Source organism: Megasphaera paucivorans (assembly GCF_900103535.1).
GTDB lineage: Bacteria > Bacillota > Negativicutes > Veillonellales > Megasphaeraceae > Megasphaera_A > Megasphaera_A paucivorans.
Genome location: NZ_FNHQ01000002.1, coordinates 79,853 through 100,040 on the forward strand (window position 1 = coordinate 79,853; position 20,188 = coordinate 100,040).

Annotated in this window: 21 protein-coding genes; 16 read left to right on the forward strand and 5 right to left on the reverse strand. The window is 38.9% G+C overall.

The window, feature by feature from the left end; all coding sequences use genetic code 11:
* Positions 1–2 precede the first annotated feature (2 nt).
* The 4 genes from BLR11_RS01655 to BLR11_RS01670 all read left to right on the forward strand — a co-directional run bounded on the left by BLR11_RS01655 (position 3) and on the right by BLR11_RS01670 (position 3,898).
* A complete protein-coding gene (locus BLR11_RS01655) occupies positions 3–1,337 on the forward strand; it encodes an acetyl-CoA hydrolase/transferase family protein (RefSeq protein WP_091647613.1) in 1,335 nt (444 codons plus the stop codon).
* Positions 1,338–1,466: 129 nt separating this feature from the next.
* A complete protein-coding gene (locus BLR11_RS01660) occupies positions 1,467–1,709 on the forward strand; it encodes a hypothetical protein (RefSeq protein WP_091647615.1) in 243 nt (80 codons plus the stop codon).
* A 138-nt stretch (positions 1,710–1,847) separates the two neighbouring features.
* Positions 1,848–2,594 carry a sulfite exporter TauE/SafE family protein gene (locus BLR11_RS01665; RefSeq protein ID WP_091647617.1) on the forward strand — a complete coding sequence of 249 codons (747 nt, stop codon included), beginning with the start codon at positions 1,848–1,850 and terminating at the stop codon, positions 2,592–2,594.
* A gap of 65 nt (positions 2,595–2,659) precedes the next feature.
* Positions 2,660–3,898, forward strand: coding sequence for a [Fe-Fe] hydrogenase large subunit C-terminal domain-containing protein (locus BLR11_RS01670; protein ID WP_091647619.1), 1,239 nt, complete (start codon positions 2,660–2,662; stop codon positions 3,896–3,898).
* Between the two features lie 125 nt (positions 3,899–4,023).
* Here the strand turns inward: BLR11_RS01670 and BLR11_RS01675 are convergent, their stop codons facing one another.
* The gene (locus BLR11_RS01675; protein ID WP_091647620.1) at positions 4,024–4,362 is read right to left on the reverse strand and encodes a winged helix-turn-helix transcriptional regulator; all 339 of its coding nucleotides are present in this window, start codon (positions 4,360–4,362) and stop codon (positions 4,024–4,026) included.
* Positions 4,363–4,483: 121 nt separating this feature from the next.
* On the opposite strand from BLR11_RS01675, the gene BLR11_RS01680 reads away from it, so the two are divergent.
* Positions 4,484–5,458 carry a DUF2156 domain-containing protein gene (locus BLR11_RS01680; protein WP_091647622.1) on the forward strand — a complete coding sequence of 325 codons (975 nt, stop codon included), beginning with the start codon at positions 4,484–4,486 and terminating at the stop codon, positions 5,456–5,458.
* A gap of 55 nt (positions 5,459–5,513) precedes the next feature.
* On the opposite strand, the gene BLR11_RS01685 is transcribed toward BLR11_RS01680, so the two are convergent.
* The 3 genes from BLR11_RS01685 to BLR11_RS01695 all read right to left on the reverse strand — a co-directional run bounded on the left by BLR11_RS01685 (position 5,514) and on the right by BLR11_RS01695 (position 8,545).
* A complete protein-coding gene (locus BLR11_RS01685) occupies positions 5,514–6,593 on the reverse strand; it encodes a hypothetical protein (protein WP_091647624.1) in 1,080 nt (359 codons plus the stop codon).
* 109 nt (positions 6,594–6,702) lie between these two features.
* Positions 6,703–7,575, reverse strand: coding sequence for an NYN domain-containing protein (locus tag BLR11_RS01690; protein ID WP_091647626.1), 873 nt, complete (start codon positions 7,573–7,575; stop codon positions 6,703–6,705).
* A gap of 103 nt (positions 7,576–7,678) precedes the next feature.
* A complete protein-coding gene (locus BLR11_RS01695) occupies positions 7,679–8,545 on the reverse strand; it encodes a LysR family transcriptional regulator (RefSeq protein WP_091647628.1) in 867 nt (288 codons plus the stop codon).
* Between the two features lie 223 nt (positions 8,546–8,768).
* On the opposite strand from BLR11_RS01695, the gene BLR11_RS14080 reads away from it, so the two are divergent.
* From BLR11_RS14080 to BLR11_RS01745, 11 genes are all read left to right on the forward strand, one after another.
* The gene (locus BLR11_RS14080) at positions 8,769–8,924 is read left to right on the forward strand and encodes a hypothetical protein (protein WP_176762833.1); all 156 of its coding nucleotides are present in this window, start codon (positions 8,769–8,771) and stop codon (positions 8,922–8,924) included.
* A 35-nt stretch (positions 8,925–8,959) separates the two neighbouring features.
* The gene (locus tag BLR11_RS01700) at positions 8,960–9,718 is read left to right on the forward strand and encodes a sulfite exporter TauE/SafE family protein (RefSeq protein WP_091647630.1); all 759 of its coding nucleotides are present in this window, start codon (positions 8,960–8,962) and stop codon (positions 9,716–9,718) included.
* Positions 9,719–9,870: 152 nt separating this feature from the next.
* A complete protein-coding gene (locus BLR11_RS01705; RefSeq protein ID WP_091647632.1) occupies positions 9,871–10,374 on the forward strand; it encodes a flavin reductase family protein in 504 nt (167 codons plus the stop codon).
* A 103-nt stretch (positions 10,375–10,477) separates the two neighbouring features.
* Positions 10,478–11,203, forward strand: coding sequence for a FadR/GntR family transcriptional regulator (locus tag BLR11_RS01710; protein WP_091647634.1), 726 nt, complete (start codon positions 10,478–10,480; stop codon positions 11,201–11,203).
* A gap of 227 nt (positions 11,204–11,430) precedes the next feature.
* Positions 11,431–12,264 (forward strand): transketolase, encoded by an 834-nt coding sequence (locus tag BLR11_RS01715; RefSeq protein ID WP_091647635.1) that lies wholly within the window; start codon positions 11,431–11,433, stop codon positions 12,262–12,264.
* Positions 12,264–13,196, forward strand: a complete 933-nt coding sequence (locus BLR11_RS01720; RefSeq protein ID WP_091647637.1) for a transketolase family protein — start codon at positions 12,264–12,266, stop codon at positions 13,194–13,196. The genes BLR11_RS01715 and BLR11_RS01720 overlap by 1 nt, the downstream gene beginning before the upstream one ends.
* Positions 13,197–13,224: 28 nt before the next feature.
* Positions 13,225–14,562 (forward strand): MFS transporter, encoded by a 1,338-nt coding sequence (locus BLR11_RS01725; protein WP_091647639.1) that lies wholly within the window; start codon positions 13,225–13,227, stop codon positions 14,560–14,562.
* Positions 14,563–14,635: 73 nt separating this feature from the next.
* A complete protein-coding gene (locus BLR11_RS01730; RefSeq protein ID WP_091647641.1) occupies positions 14,636–15,394 on the forward strand; it encodes an SDR family NAD(P)-dependent oxidoreductase in 759 nt (252 codons plus the stop codon).
* Positions 15,395–15,512: 118 nt separating this feature from the next.
* Positions 15,513–16,541 (forward strand): zinc-dependent alcohol dehydrogenase, encoded by a 1,029-nt coding sequence (locus BLR11_RS01735; protein WP_091647746.1) that lies wholly within the window; start codon positions 15,513–15,515, stop codon positions 16,539–16,541.
* 42 nt (positions 16,542–16,583) lie between these two features.
* Positions 16,584–17,516 carry a class II fructose-1,6-bisphosphate aldolase gene (gene fba, locus BLR11_RS01740; protein WP_091647643.1) on the forward strand — a complete coding sequence of 311 codons (933 nt, stop codon included), beginning with the start codon at positions 16,584–16,586 and terminating at the stop codon, positions 17,514–17,516.
* 20 nt (positions 17,517–17,536) lie between these two features.
* Positions 17,537–18,502: an ATP-dependent 6-phosphofructokinase gene (locus tag BLR11_RS01745; protein WP_091647645.1), complete on the forward strand. Its 966-nt coding sequence runs from the start codon at positions 17,537–17,539 to the stop codon at positions 18,500–18,502.
* Positions 18,503–18,645: 143 nt separating this feature from the next.
* Here the strand turns inward: BLR11_RS01745 and BLR11_RS01750 are convergent, their stop codons facing one another.
* A complete protein-coding gene (locus BLR11_RS01750; protein ID WP_091647646.1) occupies positions 18,646–19,977 on the reverse strand; it encodes an MFS transporter in 1,332 nt (443 codons plus the stop codon).
* Between the last annotated feature and the right edge of the window lie 211 nt (positions 19,978–20,188).

Genomic DNA, 20,188 nt, shown 5'->3' on the forward strand with positions numbered 1-20,188 from the left:
ACGTGAATGTTTTGAAGGAATATCAACAAAAACTTCAGACACCAGAAGACGCAGTGAAAATCGTAAAAAATGGCGATTGGGTTGATTATAGCCAAACTTGTTCTTTTCCGACGGCCCTAGATGCAGCGCTCGCTGCCCGTCATACTGAATTAAGAGACGTGAAAATTCGTAATGCCATCAGTATGCGGCCGGTACAGACCGTTGAACAGGATCCTCAGGGGGCAGCGTTTACTTACAATGCATGGCATTGTTCGGGAATTGATAGAAAATATATTGACGAAGGACGGGCATACCATATTCCGATGCTTTTCCGGGATTGCGGATCATATTATCAAAAAGGATTTGCTCCGGTCAATGTGGCAATGATATCTGTAACTCCTATGGATAGGCAGGGAAATTTTAATTTTGGATTAACGAATTGCTGCCAGCAAGCTATTTTGGAAGCGGCAGATCGGATTATTCTTGAAGTGAATTCCCAGATGCCGTATATCTGTGGCATGGAGGCAGATCATATCCATATTTCTGATGTGGACGCAGTAGTGGAAGGCCATGCAGAAATTCCTACGGTCAGCAGTCCCAGTGCAACGGTTATAGATAAACAAATTGCCAATCTGATTTTTCCATATTTACATGACGGAATCACGCTGCAATTGGGAATTGGCGGGATGCCCAATGCTTTGGGAACGCTCATTGCCGCATCAGATTTAAAAGATATAGGAATGCATACGGAATTGATGAGCGATGGATATCTTACTTTATATAAGTCTGGAAAAATTACTAATAGGAAAAAAGAACTGCAGAGAAGAAAGGGGGTATTTTCTATTTGCAATGGCTCGCGGGAATTGTATGACTTTCTGGATCATAATCAAGATATTATTTCTGCACCTATGAGTTATGTCAATAACCCCTATACTATTTCACAGTTTTCTGATTTTGTGTCGATTAATAGCTGTATAGCAATGGACTTATACGGCCAGGTTTGTTCGGAATCAGCAGGTACACGGCAAATTAGTGGCACTGGCGGACAGCTGGATTTTGTTACAGGAGCATATCGAGCAGAACACGGAATGGCTTTTTTAGCGATGGCATCTACTTTTACAGATAAAAAAGGAATTAAACATTCTCGTATTTTGCCTAAATTTACGCAAGGTGATATCATTACAACGCCCAGAACGCAGGCACCCTATATGGTTACTGAATATGGCGCGGCCAACCTTTCAGGATTAACAACATGGCAGCGCGCAGAAGCGATTATTAATATAGCGCATCCTGATTTTCGTGAAGACTTGATCAAAGCAGCGGAACAGCAAAAAATTTGGCGTCGATCTAATACATAGTATTAATTCTATATAGAATATAAAATTTTTTAACCTTTGCTTGGAATCTGAGCAAAGGTTAATTTTAAATTTTATTATAATGTGTGTTAAAATATAGAAAAATACAAAAATATCGTGGGAGGCACTATAATGGATGAAAAACAAGTATGTGAATTTTGCGGTAAAAAAATTCCTAAAAATCAAAAACCGTTATATCAAAAAAATAAAAAAACGGGAGAACAAAAGATTATGTGTCAACATTGTTTTGCCAGTGTTAATAATATGGAATATAGTGAATTTCAAAAACGTAAAAAACGCTTTACTATGGGAATATATGGATTAATAATTTGTCTTGTCGCCATGTTGATTTTGTTATATCACGTAATGGTCTGATGAAACTATCAGCGGCAATCAAAGAAGATAAAGTTGCTATTTGTTCTGAATTTTCCTATATTACTTAATAGACATAGTTGTTATGTTATTATATACTGAAAACATAATATATTAGAATGACATAAGGATGGAATTTGAATGGAATATGTATCTGCTTTACTGCAGCCGGAAAATCTACAGCCGTTATTTGTCGTTTTTTTTGCAGCTTTTGTGCAGGCTATTACCGGCTTTGGATTGGTTATACTGGCGGCGCCGATGCTGATGCTTTTTTTTGCAGCCAAAGAAACTATACTTATTACGCTTCTTGTTGCTATATGTTCTAATACACTGCAAACGGGATTAGTATACAAAGATGCGGATGTTAGACTTGTACGACATCTGGTCATGGGGGCTGTGGCAGGATTACCGGTAGGGTTGTTTTTTTATCATGGGGTTTCCAACGCTATGCTGAAAATCTTGATCAGTTTAGCTATCTTGGCATTTCTGGTTATTTCTCATTTTTTACGATTGCATTTTCAGAAAACGAAAAAAAAATCACTTATGACAGGTGTATTATCCGGATTTTTTTATACAACGACAGGGATGGGGGGAATACCTCTCATATTGTATACGACACATATGAATATGACTCCTAAAATGATGAGGGGAACATCTATATTATATTTTTTCTTTGGGAATATATTTTCATTTTTAGCTTTTTATTTGAGTGGAACTGATTTTTTTTATGCGGGACAACATGTATTGTATCTTTTGCCGGGGTTATTTATGGGACTGGGATTGGGGCATATTATTTTTCCGCATGTTCCCGTTGTTATTTTTCGCAGACTGGTATTTGTTTTATTGTATATTGCCTGTTTTTACTCTATTTATGCAGCATTATCATGATAGGTGGATAATGTTTTGAAGGTCTGGAGTTCGCGGATCGTGTACAATGGAAAGGAAGGGATTATATGAGTTCGCTAGATGAGTTATACAAAAAAATGCTGCAAAATGCTGTAACTGGTGAAGACTATACTGTTCCAGAAGATGCTGATGAGGATCAGTTAGATTGCCTTCTTCATCCGGAGGCCCATCCTTTAGTATGGAGGACGGAATCTTGTGACTGTGCCAAAAATGGAAAAAGTTCATGCATGTCAGTTTGTGAGTTTGGAGCTATTACATCTGATCCCGAAAAGGGAATTTCTATTGATGATAAACAATGCGTAGGCTGCCAGGCGTGTATTGATGAATGTAAGCTTCATAATCTTACTCCCAGCAAGGATATTATGCCGGTAGTGGAAACGCTGCATACATATCAAGGTCCGGTGTATGCATTGATAGCACCGGCGTTTTCAGGACAGTTTGGTGATGATATTACTTCAGGGAAACTGCGTACCGCCTTGAAACAGTTGGGATTTGCAGGCATGATTGAAGTGGCCATCTTTGCAGATATATTGACGTTAAAAGAGGCGTTGGAGTTTGATAAAAATATTAATAGTGAAGCAGACTTTCAGCTTACAAGTTGCTGCTGTCCTATGTGGATTGCTATGATAAAAAAACTCTATCATCAATTACTTCCTAATGTTCCCGGAGCCGTATCGCCGATGATTGCCGGCGGACGAACCATAAAGGCGCTTCATCCTCAGGCTAAGACTGTTTTTATCGGACCTTGTCTGGCAAAAAAGGCTGAACGGCGTGAGCCGGATATTGCTGATGCAATTGATTATGTTCTGACATATCAAGAGTTAAGGGATTTGCTGGAAGCTTCTGATATTGATCTTGCATCTTTGGCAGAAGATGATCGCCAGCATGCTTCTCGTGCGGGCATTAGTTATGCATATGCCGGTGGTGTTAGTGAGGCAGTGCAAAAAACGGTGGAAAAATTGAATCCCAATCGGCCTATTTCGATTCATACGCGAAAAGCAGATGGGGTTCCTGGATGTAAAGCGTTAATAAATGATATATTGGAAGGGCACCGCGAAGGGAATTTTTTTGAAGGGATGGGGTGCGTTGGTGGTTGTGTTGGCGGACCCCGGGCAATTATCGATAAAGAAAAAGGGAAAAGTCATGTACAATCATATGGTGCAGCTGCCAAGTATGATACGCCTATGGAAAATCCTTATGTTATTGAATTATTAAAACGGTTAGGGTTTGATACAATTGAAGATTTTTTAGAAAAAAGTGATATGTATAATCGGGAATTTAAATGATATAGAAAAATCGATCGGAAGCGGCACATAATTACTGGTATAGTATCATGTTGCTGCCGGCTGCAGAAAAATAATAAAAAGCTGTTCAAAAGGTAAAGAGATACGTTCTTTTGAACAGCTTTTTATTATTTGGGTAATTTATTTTTTGTGCCCCATTCACAAAGTGTTTCTAAAATAGGAATCAATGTTTTACCTCGTTCAGTAAGTGAATATTCAACTTTTGGCGGGATTTGAGGATATTCTTTGCGGTTTACTAGTTTGTCAGCTTCTAAATCTTTGAGCGTAGAACTGAGAGTTTTATAAGAAATGACGCCAATATACTTTTTCATTTCATTGAAGCGGACAACGCCAAATTCCGCTAATGTATATAAAATAGACATTTTATACTTGCCGCTGATTAATGATAAAGTATAACTAAATCCTGTATTGCCCCAATTTTCTTGGGATATGCAATTTTTATTCATTTTACACTTTCCTCCTGGTAAGTATCATACTTAAATGTGCGTACTTGAATTATTTATTATTCTAGATACAATAATAATGTACAAAATAAGGAAAGTCAAGAGATTGATAGGAGGAGTTATTATGTTTTCAAATGCTTTGCGTCAGCAGCGTACAGCAGACTACGATACAGCGTTTACGTGTGATCCGAAATTGCAATTGCATTTTCGTAAGCTTCAATTATTTGATAAAGAATGGATAGATACTTTATTAAAGGCAGAAGACAGTCTGAGTTCTGTTGGTTGTTTTGGAACGTTGTATTTATGGGGGAATTTTTATGGATTAGAAATTGCTAAAATGGGCAGTCGTCTCATTTCCAGATATACGTCAGAAAAGGAAATTACATTTGGCTATCCGATGGGAAGCGGCAATTTGCAGGGAGCCATTTTAGCGATGTGGCAATCTGCAAAAAAAACAGAAATTTCTTTTGTCATGCGGGGGGTTACAGAACAACAAGTTGAACAATTGAAGCAGATATTTCCCGACCGGTTTTCTATTGCCGAGACAAGAGATACAGCAGATTATATTTATGAAGCACAAGCGCTGGCTCAATTAGCAGGTAATAAACTTCACGGCAAACGCAATCATTGTAATCAATTTATGAAGCGATATCCGGATTGGAGATTTGAAATATTGACGGCCGACCATGTTCAGGATTGTTTATCCTTGCTGGAACAGTGGGAAACAACTCGGCAGACAGTAACGACGAGCGAACAGACTGCTGAACCGGAAGCTATTAAGAAATCTTTTGCAGCTTATGATGAATTAAATCTGGACGGAGGTATTTTATTTGTTGGGAATCAGCCGGTAGCTTTTACCATGGGCGAAAAAGTAGGACGACAGGGATTTGATGTGCGTTTTGAAAAAGCAGAAACAGCATATGATGGCAGCTACACGATGATTAACCGGGAATTTGTACGATTTTTGTTAGAAAAATACAAGGATTTGGTATATATCAACAGAGAAGAAGATTTGGGGCTGGAAAATTTGCGTAAAGCAAAACTTTCATATAAGCCGGCATTACTGCTTAAAAAGTATGATGTATATTGGAAAGAATAAATGAGTATTAAAATAAGAGGGGGTCATGGTGCCTCCTCTTATTTTAATACTCATTTTATTTTTTTTCGATCATTTGGAATGGGGCATAACCGCTGGCTGTTGTACTGCTCCCGTCGGCAATGGTAACAGGGACAAATCCGTTGTCTAATGGTTTCCCGGTAACCTTAACGGCAGTCCGGGACGAAAAGATGATAACTTTTCCTTCTTTTACCATTGTGCGCAGTGTATCCTGCATTTTTTCTTTTGATGTAATATGTATGCTGTTTAAGTCTTTTGCATCAAGAATGATATATGTCCCGCTTTCCATATAGTATGTTTGGTTGGTGTCATATACAGGGGGCGCAGCTTGTTCAACGATACTTGATGCAGGCGCATTGATTAATTCATTTTGCATGAACATATAATATCCCATGCTGATAGCAGAAACGATTAGAAAAACACCAAGACCTATATACGGATTACGGAAAATATACGGATTGCGGGGTGTTTGAGCTGAATTTTTTTCCAGATAAAAGCCACGATGGGGTTTCTTGGCAGGCATATCTGATACTAAACCCAGTATGATGGCTAAGGGGATGCCGTAATCATTGACAGGATATGCTGACTGAATCCAGTCCACTGCACATACACAGGCCATGGCCCGGCTTAGGCAGCTGTCTAAATCTACATTAATATCCATTTTATGTGTAATTGATAATAAAGAATCATTTCCCAGATTTGGCAAATAAGTACGTGCTAAAATGGATAAGTCACGAACGAAGAAGTCATTGTCGGCAAAAGTTTTTCCGGATTGTTCATAACTGGCTTTTATGGACAGGAATAAAGGTTCTGATTTATATGCCGATAAGGTAGGATGTCTAAGTAAAGGGCGAATATCACGATCCCATACGACATCAAAGGTATCACTGTCCTGAACCATTACTGCCGTTACTTTGCGGGAAGCGCTGAAATCGTCTGTGGGAGGCTTAGCATAATAATAAATGCCTCGGACATTACCGCCGCTGATCCATGCAACAGCGATACAGCAAATGCTGTTGAGATTTTCGTTAGCTAAGTCAACCGACAAAGCGATGGTTGTATTGGGTTTTAAATTATTCAAGGTGTCTAAGGTTTCTCTGACCGCATTATTGACCATAATGGTATATTTCCTTTCGTGAGATTAATATTTAATTATATTTTACAATAAGAATGACAGATATGCAAAACCGGATAGGGAAAAGCCTATCCGGTATGTAACTATAGTGTTATTTATTTCGGTTATTGCGGCGGTGTATCATGTGAGAGCGCTGTCGCGGCAAGGGCTTTAATCTAAAATAATTGTGTTTGACAGTTTCGTTTTTAGTGTCAGTAATTGTATTGACTTCAAACATTTTTAACGATTCGATAAAAGGAACAAATTTTTTATAACCAAAATTACGGACATCAAAATCGGAAAACTGTTTATTCAGCAAATTTCCTAAAGTTCCGGAAAAAATCCACCCATTATCATCAGAGTTTTCTTCTGTTAATTTAATTAATGCTTGTTTTATGGTTTTGATATCTTTTCCGGAGGTCGTGTCTGGGGAAAACTCGTTTATAATATCGTCAGTATGGGAGGGAACGCTTTTATCCATATGGGATATACAAGTTTTAGGGGCAAGTGCGGTGTGTTCTTCTTCCTCCACCGTCGTTTCTTGGGTTTGTGTAAGCAATACATCCAGATAAAGAAATTTATTGCATGCAGAAATAAAAGAACGAGGAGTTTTGCTTTCTCCCATGCCGATTACGTATTTTTGCGATTCCCTTAACCGAGATGCCAGACGGGTAAAATCACTGTCTGAGGAGACGATGCAAAATCCATCCAAGTTGTTTTGATACAATAAATCCATGGCATCAATAATTAATGCCGAATCGGAAGAGTTTTTCTTTGTCGTATTACTGTATTGCTGGATAGGTTGAATGGCATTATCCAAAATTGTATTTTTCCATGAAGCCATCTGTGATGTGGTCCAATTGCCGTAGATTCGTTTGTAAATTACGTCGCCAATACCGTTAGCTTCTGATAAAATTATATCAATGTAAGCTCCAGATATGTTTTCTGCATCAATTAGTACGGCTAGTTTCATTTCATTATCCATATTAAAAATCCTCCCGAATATCTTTATTTTATCATTACCTATAGGATAAAGCAAAAAATGCTGATTATACGTAATCAAATATATAAAAATACAAAGAAAACAGTTATATGTTTTCTTTTTTTTCTCTATCAAGCAGATAGCTGCAAAATGTTTTTACAACGTTGTTATCTTTACATTGTTCATTGAGATACAGCCAAGTATGCCGTATGAGCGGCTGGTTATTTCTATCACATAGATTTTTGCTCCAAAGCGTTGGGATTGCTCCGGAAGGAGCTAGCAGAGTATAGCCTAATCCACTGCAGACCATTTGCATACATAAATCAAGGCTATTGACCTCGATACGAGTATGGGGCAATTGATTAAAGTTGCTGGTCCACCAATCATGAAGCGACGATTGCAGCGGTCGGTCTGCCTGGCGGTAAATCATAGGAATTTGCGGGAGTTTTTTCAAATCAATAGGAGTAGCATTAATGATACAGTAGGGATCTCTGCGCAATAAAAATTTAGGTCCAGACCAAGGATAGTCTCCGCGGATAATTCCCATTTGAATGGTACCGCCGCAAAGTTTATCATAAATATTTTGGCTTAGATCGGTGTGCAGACGGACATTGACAACAGAGTGATCGTGACAAAAATCGTTTAGTATATCACCTAGTTTATACTTTGCATAAATACTAGCACAACCGATATTTAATGTTCCCATAATATCCGTTGTTTTTGGCTGAATAGCATGTTTTATTTGACGAAAGTCCTGTAAATAACGCCTGGAAAATTGGCATAAAAGCTCTCCTTCCGGTGTAAAACTAATGCCGCGTACACTGCGAATGACAATGTTACAGCCCATTTCTTTTTCTATTTGTTTGATTTTTGCACTTATTGTAGGTTGAGTAAAAAATAATCGTTTGGCTGTTTTTGTAATGCTTCGTTCTTCGTGAAGCATGTTGAGTAATTCCCAATCTTTTTCGTTCATAAAATAATACCCTTCTGTGCGAGATAATTACTTTTATTATAACATATAAATAGTTCTAACACTTAAATTTAAAGCATATAGGTATCCTCTATGGCTAAAAATAAAAAAATTTAGTTTTTCAATGATAAGCAAGAAGTCTATAATAAAAGAAAAGAAGAATTTTAAAAGAAAGACTCTTGTGTAACTTAAACATATATAGGGAATCAGAGAGGAGGCAGATAGTATGATGAGTAAGTGGATGCGCATGCAAAAAAAAACAGGAAATAAACAAAATACGGATACGTCCTTATTTTGTTTATTAATTCGAGATACGTATGAAATTCTATGTAATTTACAGAGGCAGATGGCAGCAGAAGGAAATACGTGGATGCTTGGCTGATAATTTACCATTACTGTATGAAAGGAAGTTTTGTCATGGAAATATTATTGATCTTATTTATTATGGGATGTTTTTTGGGATTTGTCGGCGCCGGAGGAGCCGGGGTGGTTATTGCGATTCTTACTGTAGTTTTTGGTATACCTATTCATGTGTCTTTAGGCACCTCTCTCAGTGCCATGGCATTTACTACATTGTCTGGTGCCTATAGTCATTACAGAGAAGGCAATGTGGTATTAAAAAGTGGAATAGCCGTCGGTTTTTTTGGAGCATTTGGTGCTTTTGCCGGAGCTAAAATATCAGCGGCAATTCCAGGGGCGCAGATGCATTTTCTAACAGGAGCAATATTATACATTACTGCTGTTTTAGTATATTTAAAAGTATTTTATCCCCATAGTGGTATTTTTTCCCTTATTAGTCCGCATACACTGACCCGGGGGAAAAAGTTTTGGTTGATGGCAGGTATTGCCGGGATTTTTAACGGTGTTTTGTCAGGAACATTTGGTATTGGAGCAACTCCTTTTATTCAATTGACATTGATGATTTTTTTTGGACTATCTATGATTGAAGCGGTGGGAACGACTATGTTGGTCATTTTGCCTATTGCGGTTATGGGAGGATTTGGATATATGACTTCTGGATTATTGGATTTTAATTTATTTGTTAAAGTAGTAATCGGTCTTATGGCTGGCGCCTATATTGGAGCAAAATTTACCAGACGGGCCAATCCTATGCTGCTTAAAATAGCGATGGTCGCAGTTCCCATATTTGGGGGTACTATGTTGATATTTGGTTAAGATATAAGCGGTTTTGACAATATCATACAAATTATTACTATACTTTTCATAAAATTTTATTTGTGAAAATTCACACATTGTCTAAACAGGGAAAAATATAGTATAATAATATAAACGAATAATTGAAGATACATAGGGAGGAGAGATTTTTCATGGCCTTACAAAAAGTGGATTTGAATGTGCTTACACCAGAAGTATTTTCTGTATTTGGTACACAAAATGCACTTCTTACGGCAGGGGACAAGAGTAACAGCAATACGATGACCATTGGCTGGTGCGGATTAGGACGCATGTGGAACTTGCCATCATGCAATGTTTATGTGCGACAGTCTCGTTATACCTTTAACTTTATAGAAAAATATCAGTATTTTACAATTAGTGTATTACCCAGAGAACTGCATGATAAGGTGACGTACTGTGGTATTCATAGCGGACGCGACGTGGATAAGTTTCAACAATGCGGATTAACACTTCAATATGGAATCGAAAATGCACCATTCATTGCTGAAGCAGAATGGGGAATTGTATGCAAAAAATTATATGCTCAAGATTTAAAACCTGAATCTGTCATAGATGAACGAGTTTTTAAGTCGTATGCAGCAGAAGGCTGGCATCGTATGTATATTGGAGAAGTTCTGGAATTATATATGAAATAATATCAGGTACATATGTTAAGCGAAAAGTGTATCATATGGTATTGTTTTTATGTATACAATACACTGTAAAATTAAAGCGGCATTGCCTAAGGAGATTATCATTATGGGGGAACTAACACAGAAATATTTGAAGCCTATAAAAACTAAATCGGTCGTACAGCAGGTGGTTGATCGTTTGACGCAGGCATTAATCAATAAAGAATTACGACCAGGAGATAAGATCCCGACGGAGCAGGAATTAGCCGCGACTTTTGGTGCAGCCAGAAATTCTGTACGGGAGGCGATTAAAATTCTTGTCTCCTTTGGTGTGTTGGAAATTCGCAGACCAGAGGGAACTTTTGTGACGAACGGATTTACGGATGCGATGATTAATCCATTATTATATGGGATTATTCTGGATGATGTAGGGTCTATGGATTCTTTAATGGAATTGCGGGAATGGAATGATTTTGGTATGCTGCGATTAGCAATAGATAAAGCGACACCCTCTGATATTGAACTACTGGAAAAATGTTTAGTAAATTTAAAAAAACAATTTGAAGACAATAATTTTGAAGGTATATTTTTAGCGGATGATGAATTTCATGAAACATTAGCTCTTATTACGCATAACTCATTATTCGGGAAAATATGTCATATAACCAGATTATTAACAACGTCATTACGGTATAAAACGATTACGCATATGCTGCGTTCTGAGAAAAGTGCAGAAGAATTATATAAAACGCATGTCGAGGTACTTAACGTCATTAAGAATAAGGATATCCAGAATGCGGAACATATTATCAGACAGAGTTATTTCTATGACGAAGGAGCATTAGACGGATAAGCCGTTTAAATAGCTTAACTACTAAAGTGCGGAAGTTTTTTCGCGCTTTTTTTTTGCATATAAACAGTCAATATAGATGCTTATTTATCATAAATGAATTTATAAAAACTCATTGACAGGCGCATTTCTGGATGATATGATTGCAGTGTATTAAACATCCTACGTTGAGCATTGAACATATAGAGGATGCTTTTATCGGCAATTAATTTAATATGAGGTGATTATTCATGAAAAACACAAGTGTCAAAGAGTTGCAGCAAATTGCTAATGAGTTACGCAAAAAAGCTGTTACGATGATTTATGAAGCACAGTCAGGCCATCCTGGCGGCTCATTATCTGTAGCAGATTATGTTGCAGCTTGTTATTTTAGGGAAATGAACATTGATCCCCAAAATCCGCAGTGGGTGGATCGTGATCGTTTTGTATTATCCAAAGGACATGTCTGTCCTATTCAGTATGCTGCATTAGGTACGCTGGGCTATTTCCCGGAAGCAGATTTACATACTCTTCGGCAGGAAGGTTCTAAACTGCAAGGGCATCCGGATATGAAAAAATGTCCCGGCATCGATATTTCTACAGGATCATTGGGACAAGGCTTGGCTTGTGCTGTAGGAATGGCTATTGCTGCCAAAAATGAAGACAAGGACTATCGGGTTTTTGTAGCAGTAGGGGATGGAGAATGCCAGGAAGGTGAAATTTGGGAAGCCTGCCAGACGGCACATAAATATGAATTAGATAATTTGATTGTGTTTGTTGATAATAATAATCTTCAGATTGATGGAACGACGGACGAAGTTATGCCTAATATTGATCTTGGCAAAAAATTTGGAGCTTTTGGTTTTGATGTATATGAAATCGATGGCAATGATATGGAACAAATTGTGCATACGCTAGACATGATTCGCATGCGTAAAAATAAAAAGCCGCATTGCATATTTGCGCATACCGTTAAAGGGAAGGGTGTTTCATTCATGGAAAACAGCTGCAGCTGGCATGGAATAGCACCGAATGATAAGGAATATAAACAAGCAATAGCAGAACTAGAAGGAGGCGTGCAGTAATGGCTGATATAATAAAAAAAGCAACTAGGGAAGGTTTTGGAGAAGAAATAGTTGCATTGGGTGAAAAAAATAAAAATATTTATATCGTAGATGTAGATATTGCAAAATCTTGCAAATCTACGGCATTTGGCAATGCATATCCCAAACAGCACGTTAACGTTGGAATAGCGGAACAGAATGCGGCGGGTATCGCTGCCGGACTTGCAACGACCGGTAAAATTCCGTTTGTTGTAACATATGCTGTATTCGGTTCTTTACGAATGTGTGAAATGATACGGCAGGAAATCTGTTATCCGAACTTAAATGTTAAAATTGCTTGTTCGCATGGCGGGGTGACGCCGGCAAATGATGGGGCCAGCCATCAGGCCATTGAAGATATGGGCGTACTGCGGACTATTCCTAATATGACGATTGTGATGCCGGCTGATTATATTTCAGCTAAAAAATTAACGGCAGCAGTTGCTGAAAAGCATGGTCCATGTTATATTCGCTTTACCCGTGATGCGATTCCGGTTATTTATGAAGAAGATACCGTATTTGAAATCGGCAAAGCCCATTTAGTCAAAGATGGACAAGATGTGGCAATTATTGCAAATGGGGATACGGTACGATTGGCAATTACTGCAGCAGAAGAACTTGCAAAAGAAGGCATAACGGCAAAAGTCCTTGACATGCATACGATAAAACCTCTTGATGTGGATGCTGTAAAAGATTGTATCGAACATATCGGGAAAATTATTACTGTGGAAGATCATAATATTTTGAATGGATTAGGCAGTGCAGTTTGTGAAGTTGTGGCCGAAATGGGTAAGGGAAAGGTGAAAAGAATCGGTATTCGCGATCAATTTGGAGAATCTGCACCCTATGAACGGCTTTTGGCTAAAAATGGAATAACGGTTGAAGATATTGTGGCGACTGCCAAGAAATTATAATCTGTGTTGATTTTAAAAGGAGAAAATTATGGATACTACTGCTATCGAAAGCCGTACCGTACAAAAGGTAACAAAACGACTCATTCCTTTTCTGTTTTTATGTTTTGCTATTTCTATACTTGACCGTGTAAATATTGGTTTTGCGGCATTACAGATGAATTCGGATTTAGGTTTTTCCAGTGCTGTTTTTGGATTTGGTGCCGGTATCTTTTTCTTTGGATATTTTCTGTTGGAAGTGCCAGGCGGAGCTCTTATGACAAAATTTGGAGCTCGGCGCTGGATTTCCCGCATTATGGTTTCTTGGGGGATTGTATCTTGCTTGACGGCGTTTGTCACTACCGATATTCAATTCTATTGTGTCCGTTTTGCTTTGGGGGTTTGTGAAGCTAGTTTCTTTCCCTGTATGGCTTGGTATTTAAGCAATTGGTATCAGACTAAACATCACGCTAAGGCAATTGCTGGTTTCATGATTGCGATTCCCAGTGCCAGTGCTTTTGGATCTCCTATTTCCACATATTTGCTGCAAATTAATTTATTTGGACTTCACGGCTGGCAGTCTCTGTTTATTTTAGAAGCGATTCCTTCCTTCATTTTAGGTATTATCGTTTACTTCTATTTGACAGATACGATTGAAGAAGCGCATTGGCTCGATTCAGATGAAAAAGAATGGCTCTTGAATGTTGTCATGGAAGAACAAAAAGTAAAAGCTGCCAAGAAACATGTATCTTTCTTGTCTGCTTTGAAAGAACGGGATGTATTGATTTTAGCAGGCGGGTATTTTGCCTGGATTTGTGGATATTATGGTATTGTCATGTTCTTGCCGACTTTGGTTAAAGGAATGTCCGGTTCTTTGAGTACGACTGCGATTGGTTGGATTATTGGAGCAATGTATTTATTTGCGGCAATTGTTATGTATCTTAATGGATTGCATTCAGATAAAACAAATGAACGTCGGTATCATGTTGCTGTCTGCTTGGTAGTTTCAGCAATCGGCATGGTGGGAAGTGTATATGCAGCACAGTCTGATGTCGTTTTAGGATTGATCGTGTATGCGATTGCTTTAGCGGGTGCCTATGGAGCGTATTCCCCTTTCTGGGCAATTCCACCGGCATATTTATCAGGAACAGCAGCAGCTGCGGGAATAGCGCTTATTAACAGTGTGGGCAATTTGGGCGGGTTTGTAGGCCCGTATGTAATGGGATATATTAGTACGACTACAGGTTCTTTTAATGCCGGTATCTTATTTTTAGCAGCATGTATGATAGCAAGTGCTTTTATTGTTACAGTTTGTGTAAAACAGACCGGTAAAGCCTTAAGTCATGACGAAATAAAAAATGGGCAGCAAACGTCAACGGTTTCTCATTAAAAATTAGTTAATGGAAAAGCATGTAAGGTGAATAAATTTAGCTGATTATATATAGTATTAGGAGGTCTTTACAATGTTGGATTTTGATGATCAAGTTATTATTGTTACAGGGGCAGGTTCGCCCAAGGGAATCGGCCGCGTTATCGCTAAGACATTTGCGAAACAAGGAGGCATGGTAATTATTGCCGACATTAATAAAGCAGGTGTTGATGAAACTGTTAAAATTATTAAGGATGAAGGCGGAAAAGCAGAAGGAATTTTGTTGGATGTAACGAGCAAAGAATCGATAGATAATATGGTTAAGCATGTTATAGATACATATGGACGATTAGATGTACTTATTAATAATGCCGGCATATCTCAAAAGGTTACAGTGGAGGATATGACGCTGGATGACATTAAACGTGTTTTCAATGTTAATATGTTTGGTCTTTTCTTATGTACACAGGCTTGTATGAAACCAATGGTAAAAGCAGGATATGGACGTATCGTAAATCTTTCTTCTGTTTCGGCCAAGCGCGGCGGCGGCATTTTTGGCGGAGCACATTATTCAGCATCTAAAGCGGCTGTGTTGGCTTTCTCTAAAAACCTGTCCCGTGAAATTTGCCAACATGGAGTTACTATAAATAGTGTTTGCCCCGGTCTTATTAATACTGAGATTTGGAAATCTCTGCCACAAGAACAAGCGCAGAAGATTATTGATGGCATCCCGGTAGGCCGTCCTGGGGAAACACAGGAAGTTGCCGATACAATTGTATTTTTAGCGTCCAAAGAAGCTTCCTATATCACCGGCGAAGAAATTGATATTAACGGTGGGCAGCATATGGATTAATTACGGCAGGGTGTAATGTAAGCTGTTATCAGGAATTGCTCTTAAGGAATTTGCTCTTGGGCAGTTCCTGATGACATTTTTTTTTGTAGAAATTTTATTAGAAAACGAGGGATACAGTATGCGAGCAGGATATATAGAAAAACCGTTAACCGCAATGTTTAGAAATGATATGCCGGAACCGCAGATTACTACAGGAAATATGGTAAAGATTCAAGTAAAAGCAACGGGAATTTGTGGATCGGAAGTCCATGCATATCATGGCCGACATGCCTGGCGAGTACCGCCTCTTGTGTCAGGTCATGAATTTGCCGGTATTATTTGTGAGGTAGGGAATGATGTAACGACATATAAAGTAGGGGATCGAGTGACGGCAGAACCGCAATATGGCTGTGGTCATTGTGATTTGTGCGAATCGGGAAATTATAATTTATGTGCAGATAAAAAAATTCTCGGAGCTACGTATTGGAGCGGATCTTTTGGAGAATATGTTGTTGTTCCGGAACAGTGTGTTATACCGCTGGCTTCTAATGTGAGTTTTGAACAAGGGGCTTTGATAGAACCGTTAGCCGTAGGAATGCATGCAGTACGAACTCATGAGGTCGGAAGAGATAGTACCATTGCTGTCATTGGCTGCGGCACGATTGGCTTGGGGGTCATTTTAAGCGCAGGGTGTTATGCTCCTGAAAAAATTATAGGTATCGATGTAGTTGATTTTAATCTTGAAAAAGCGAAGGAAATGGGTGCGGATATAACACTTAACAGTATGCATGATGCTGTAACTGAAGAAGTAATGAAATTAACAAAAGGAAAAGGCGTTGATATTACATTCCTTGCTTTCGGCAATAAAGCTTGTATGAGACAGGCAGCTGAAATAACAAAAAATGGCGGGATTATTTCTGAAATTGCAGTTATGGATAATGAAGTGCAGGCACCTTTTGGCCTTATTCAAGTAAAAGAACTGCATGTTGCCGGTTCCAATATGTACACCCGAAAAGATTTTAAAGCGGTTATCAATGGTATTTCCAATGGCAAGATTAAACTGGATGGCTTTGTCTCTAAGCGTTTTCCTATTGAGAAAATGAAAGAAGCGATGGAGTATGCAGATAAAAGACTGGAACCCCAGGTCAAAGTTATATTGGAATTTTAAAATAAATGGGTAAAAGATAGTATCCTATAGGAGGAATACAATATGCCATTAGTCACGACAACGGAAATGTTTACGAAAGCGTATGAAGGTAAATATGCGGTGGGGGCTTTTAACGTTAATAATATGGAAATAATACAAGGTATTATTGAGGCAGCTCGGGAAGAGCAAGCTCCGGTTATTTTACAGGTATCTGCCGGAGCTCGTAATTATGCCAAACATATTTATCTTACTAAATTGGTGGAGGGGGCCGTTGCCGATGCACCGGATGTACCCATTGCTTTGCACTTGGACCATGGGGATAGCTTTGAACTTTGTAAGGCGTGTGTAGACGGAGGATTTACATCTGTTATGATTGATGGTTCCCAATATACTTTTGAAGAAAATATTGCATTAACTCAAAAAGTGGCAGCATATGCTCATGCGAAGGGGGCGGTTGTTGAAGCAGAACTAGGGACGTTGGCTGGTATAGAGGATGATGTCAATGTAGCTGCTGAAAATGCGTCCTTTACCGATCCGGCACAGGCAGTGGAATTTGTGGAACGTACAGGGATAGATTCATTAGCTATTGCCATAGGAACCAGTCATGGAGCTTATAAATTCAAAGGCACCCCGCAACTTGATTTCCAGCGGTTGGAAAAAATATCGCAGCTTTTATCGGGATTTCCGCTTGTTCTTCACGGAGCATCGACGGTTATTCCTGAATTTGTAGAGAAATGCAATTTATATGGAGGAAAAATTCCCGGGGCGCAGGGCGTACCGGAGGAAATGTTGTTAAAAGCAGGTAAAATGGGAGTGTGTAAGATTAACGTTGATACGGATTTGCGGTTAGCCATGACCGCTTCTATTCGAGAAACATTGGCTGAAAATCCCGCTGCTTTTGATCCACGTAGTTATCTGGGAGCTGGACGTGATGCGATACGGACTATGGTGGCACATAAAATGAGAAATATGCTGAACTGTTCTCATAGGATATAAAAGAAAGGAAGTTATATGTTATGATACATAAAATCGGGGTATTGACCAGCGGTGGTGATTCTCCCGGCATGAATGCGGTAATTCGCGGGGTTACTCGATATGCACTTTACAAAGGTATTGCGGTAGAAGGTATATTGCGTGGGTATGAGGGATTACTTCGTGAAGAAAGTATACCGTTGGACCGACGTTCTGTCGGTGAAATTATTCATCGCGGCGGGACTATGCTAAAAACAGCACGTTCAGAAGAATTTAAACAGGTTAGTGCACAGCATCGGGGAATACAATATTTGCGTTCTAAAGGGGTAGATGGATTAGTCGTTATCGGTGGAGATGGCTCTATGAAAGGAGCCGAATGTTTGGGGAAGCTTGGGATGCCTACCATTACCATTCCGGGGACAATTGATAATGATATGGCTGGAACCGAATATACAATTGGGTTTGATACAGCCGTGAATACTGTTCTTGATGCAGTTAATCGCATTCGGGATACAGCATTTTCCCATGATCGGGTAGCTATTGTTGAAGTAATGGGACGACAAGCTGGATTTATTGCATTGCACGCAGGCATTGCCTGTGGGGCTGAAATTGTACTTGTTCCTGAAAAAAATATTACATTGCCGGAAATAAAAAAACGATTAGTCGCATCGCATCAGCAAGGAAAAACAAGCAGTATTATTATTGTAGCCGAGGGGGCTATGACGGGAGAGGAAGTATACCAATACATTAAAGAAAATACTGCGAATATGAATCCCAGTCTTACAGTACTAGGATATATTCAGCGCGGAGGAGCCCCGACAGCACGCGATGTGATGATGGCAAGTGTTTTTTCAGAAAAGGCAATAGATTCCCTTATTCATGGAGTCGAAAACGCTATTATTGGACTTGTGCACTGTGAAGTAGTCGCTACTCCTTATGAAGCAGCACAGCAGTATAAATTCGCTATTAATAATGATATGTATAATCTGGTACATGCGTTAGGACAGTAAATTTGCTATGGATTTCTTGTATGCAAAATATTTTTTATATTACAATACGAATACGGCACTATCCTTTCCAATGAGTAGGATAGTGCCGTTTATATTTGCAGTAAACTGCATACAAGTATATTGTTTTTCAAACAATTGATAGTTTAGTCTGCCTCTTTTTCAGATATAGCAGCTATTGATTTGATGCGGTGAATATCTCCTACAATAAAAATAAAAGAAAATACGCCGATAGCAGCAACACAGCTGATAAAAATCATAGCACCTACAAAGGATCCGGTTGATTGAACGATAATGCCGATAACAATAGGGGTAATAATACCGGCCATATTGCCGATAAAGTTAAAGACGCCGCCTGCAACTCCTACTGAATCAGCAGGAGCAATATCACCGACAGTACTCCATACAATAGCGGCCATGCCTTGTCCAAAAAAGGCAATAGCCATAATAACAATAACGGTATCCAAGGAATCTGCGTAATTGGCCGCCATAATAGTCATAGAACAAATAAGACCGCAGATAATAGGAGTTTTTCGTGCCTTAGAAAGACTCGCTCCGTGTTTGAGCATGGAGTCTGACCAAAAGCCGCCAAGAAGCACTCCGAAAAGAGCACCTATATAAGGGATGACAGCATAAAAACCAGCTTTTAACATAGGCATTTGTTTCGCGACAACCAAATAGGTCGGAAACCATGTTAAAAAGAAATACATAGTACTGGTATTAGCAAACTGTCCTAAATATACGCCGAGAAGCTGGCGATGCTTAAATAAATCAATGAGCTGTGCCCACGTGATTTTTGATGTTTTTGGTGCAGCGTCTGCCAAACCGCCGCCTTCACGAATATACGTTAATTCAGCTTCATTTACATCAGTACATTCATTGGGTTCGCGATATAATAGATACCAGAAGACACTGGCAATAATGCCGATAATACCAGTAACATAAAAAATGTAATGCCAGGTATACGTATTTAAAATCCAAAATAACACCGGTGTTAAAAATGCCAGCCCAATAAATTCTCCTGCTGTATATATTGCAGTTGCCATAGCACGTTCCTGATTGGGGAACCAACTGGCCACAACACGGCTATTGGTTGGAAAGGCGGGAGCCTCAGCAGCCCCGATTGCTAGACGAATTCCAAACAAGGAGGCAAAGCTGCGGCCAAAGCCCATGGTTATAGTAAATAACGACCATAGAAAAAGTGATATCGTATAGGCGATATGGGAGCCGAAACGCTCTATAAATAATCCTCCGGGGATTTGCATAAATCCATATGCCCAGGCAAATGCTGAAAATAATAAGCCCATTGTGGTAGCACTGAAGCCTAGTTCGGCACTCATGCTTGGTGCGGCGACAGCCATGTTTGTCCTATCCAGATAATTGATAGCGGTAAGAATAAACAAAAGCATCAGCATAAACCATCGTTTTTTAGTCCGCTTTTGTGGGTTGGATATAGAACTTTGATTTACTGATCTCATGGTAATTCCTCCTCTGATATATGCCACTCCGTTGGGACACTATATTATGTTCAATAATTCACATACTAAAATAACGAAACATAATTACTATTTCATTGTACCCTATACAATCATTTTCAACAATAATATTTTTTGAATAGAATTGATAACATTTTTATTATTGATTAAAAATAAAATGTGCTAAGTGTCAGATATTATTTTGTTTCTTGCT

What these genes read in the sequence shown, in the direction of transcription:
- BLR11_RS14080 (WP_176762833.1), top strand. Translation starts at nt 8,769, where the DNA reads ATGATGAGTAAGTGGATGCGCATGCAAAAAAAAACAGGAAATAAACAA.
- BLR11_RS01720 (WP_091647637.1), top strand. Translation starts at nt 12,264, where the DNA reads ATGGCTGATATAATAAAAAAAGCAACTAGGGAAGGTTTTGGAGAAGAA.
- fba (WP_091647643.1), top strand. Translation starts at nt 16,584, where the DNA reads ATGCCATTAGTCACGACAACGGAAATGTTTACGAAAGCGTATGAAGGT.
- BLR11_RS01695 (WP_091647628.1), bottom strand. Translation starts at nt 8,545, where the DNA reads ATGAACGAAAAAGATTGGGAATTACTCAACATGCTTCACGAAGAACGA.
- BLR11_RS01745 (WP_091647645.1), top strand. Translation starts at nt 17,537, where the DNA reads ATGATACATAAAATCGGGGTATTGACCAGCGGTGGTGATTCTCCCGGC.
- BLR11_RS01675 (WP_091647620.1), bottom strand. Translation starts at nt 4,362, where the DNA reads ATGAATAAAAATTGCATATCCCAAGAAAATTGGGGCAATACAGGATTT.
- BLR11_RS01665 (WP_091647617.1), top strand. Translation starts at nt 1,848, where the DNA reads ATGGAATATGTATCTGCTTTACTGCAGCCGGAAAATCTACAGCCGTTA.
- BLR11_RS01670 (WP_091647619.1), top strand. Translation starts at nt 2,660, where the DNA reads ATGAGTTCGCTAGATGAGTTATACAAAAAAATGCTGCAAAATGCTGTA.
- BLR11_RS01725 (WP_091647639.1), top strand. Translation starts at nt 13,225, where the DNA reads ATGGATACTACTGCTATCGAAAGCCGTACCGTACAAAAGGTAACAAAA.
- BLR11_RS01715 (WP_091647635.1), top strand. Translation starts at nt 11,431, where the DNA reads ATGAAAAACACAAGTGTCAAAGAGTTGCAGCAAATTGCTAATGAGTTA.
- BLR11_RS01735 (WP_091647746.1), top strand. Translation starts at nt 15,513, where the DNA reads ATGCGAGCAGGATATATAGAAAAACCGTTAACCGCAATGTTTAGAAAT.
- BLR11_RS01710 (WP_091647634.1), top strand. Translation starts at nt 10,478, where the DNA reads ATGGGGGAACTAACACAGAAATATTTGAAGCCTATAAAAACTAAATCG.
- BLR11_RS01700 (WP_091647630.1), top strand. Translation starts at nt 8,960, where the DNA reads ATGGAAATATTATTGATCTTATTTATTATGGGATGTTTTTTGGGATTT.
- BLR11_RS01685 (WP_091647624.1), bottom strand. Translation starts at nt 6,593, where the DNA reads ATGGTCAATAATGCGGTCAGAGAAACCTTAGACACCTTGAATAATTTA.
- BLR11_RS01680 (WP_091647622.1), top strand. Translation starts at nt 4,484, where the DNA reads ATGTTTTCAAATGCTTTGCGTCAGCAGCGTACAGCAGACTACGATACA.
- BLR11_RS01750 (WP_091647646.1), bottom strand. Translation starts at nt 19,977, where the DNA reads ATGAGATCAGTAAATCAAAGTTCTATATCCAACCCACAAAAGCGGACT.
- BLR11_RS01690 (WP_091647626.1), bottom strand. Translation starts at nt 7,575, where the DNA reads ATGGATAATGAAATGAAACTAGCCGTACTAATTGATGCAGAAAACATA.
- BLR11_RS01730 (WP_091647641.1), top strand. Translation starts at nt 14,636, where the DNA reads ATGTTGGATTTTGATGATCAAGTTATTATTGTTACAGGGGCAGGTTCG.
- BLR11_RS01705 (WP_091647632.1), top strand. Translation starts at nt 9,871, where the DNA reads ATGGCCTTACAAAAAGTGGATTTGAATGTGCTTACACCAGAAGTATTT.
- BLR11_RS01660 (WP_091647615.1), top strand. Translation starts at nt 1,467, where the DNA reads ATGGATGAAAAACAAGTATGTGAATTTTGCGGTAAAAAAATTCCTAAA.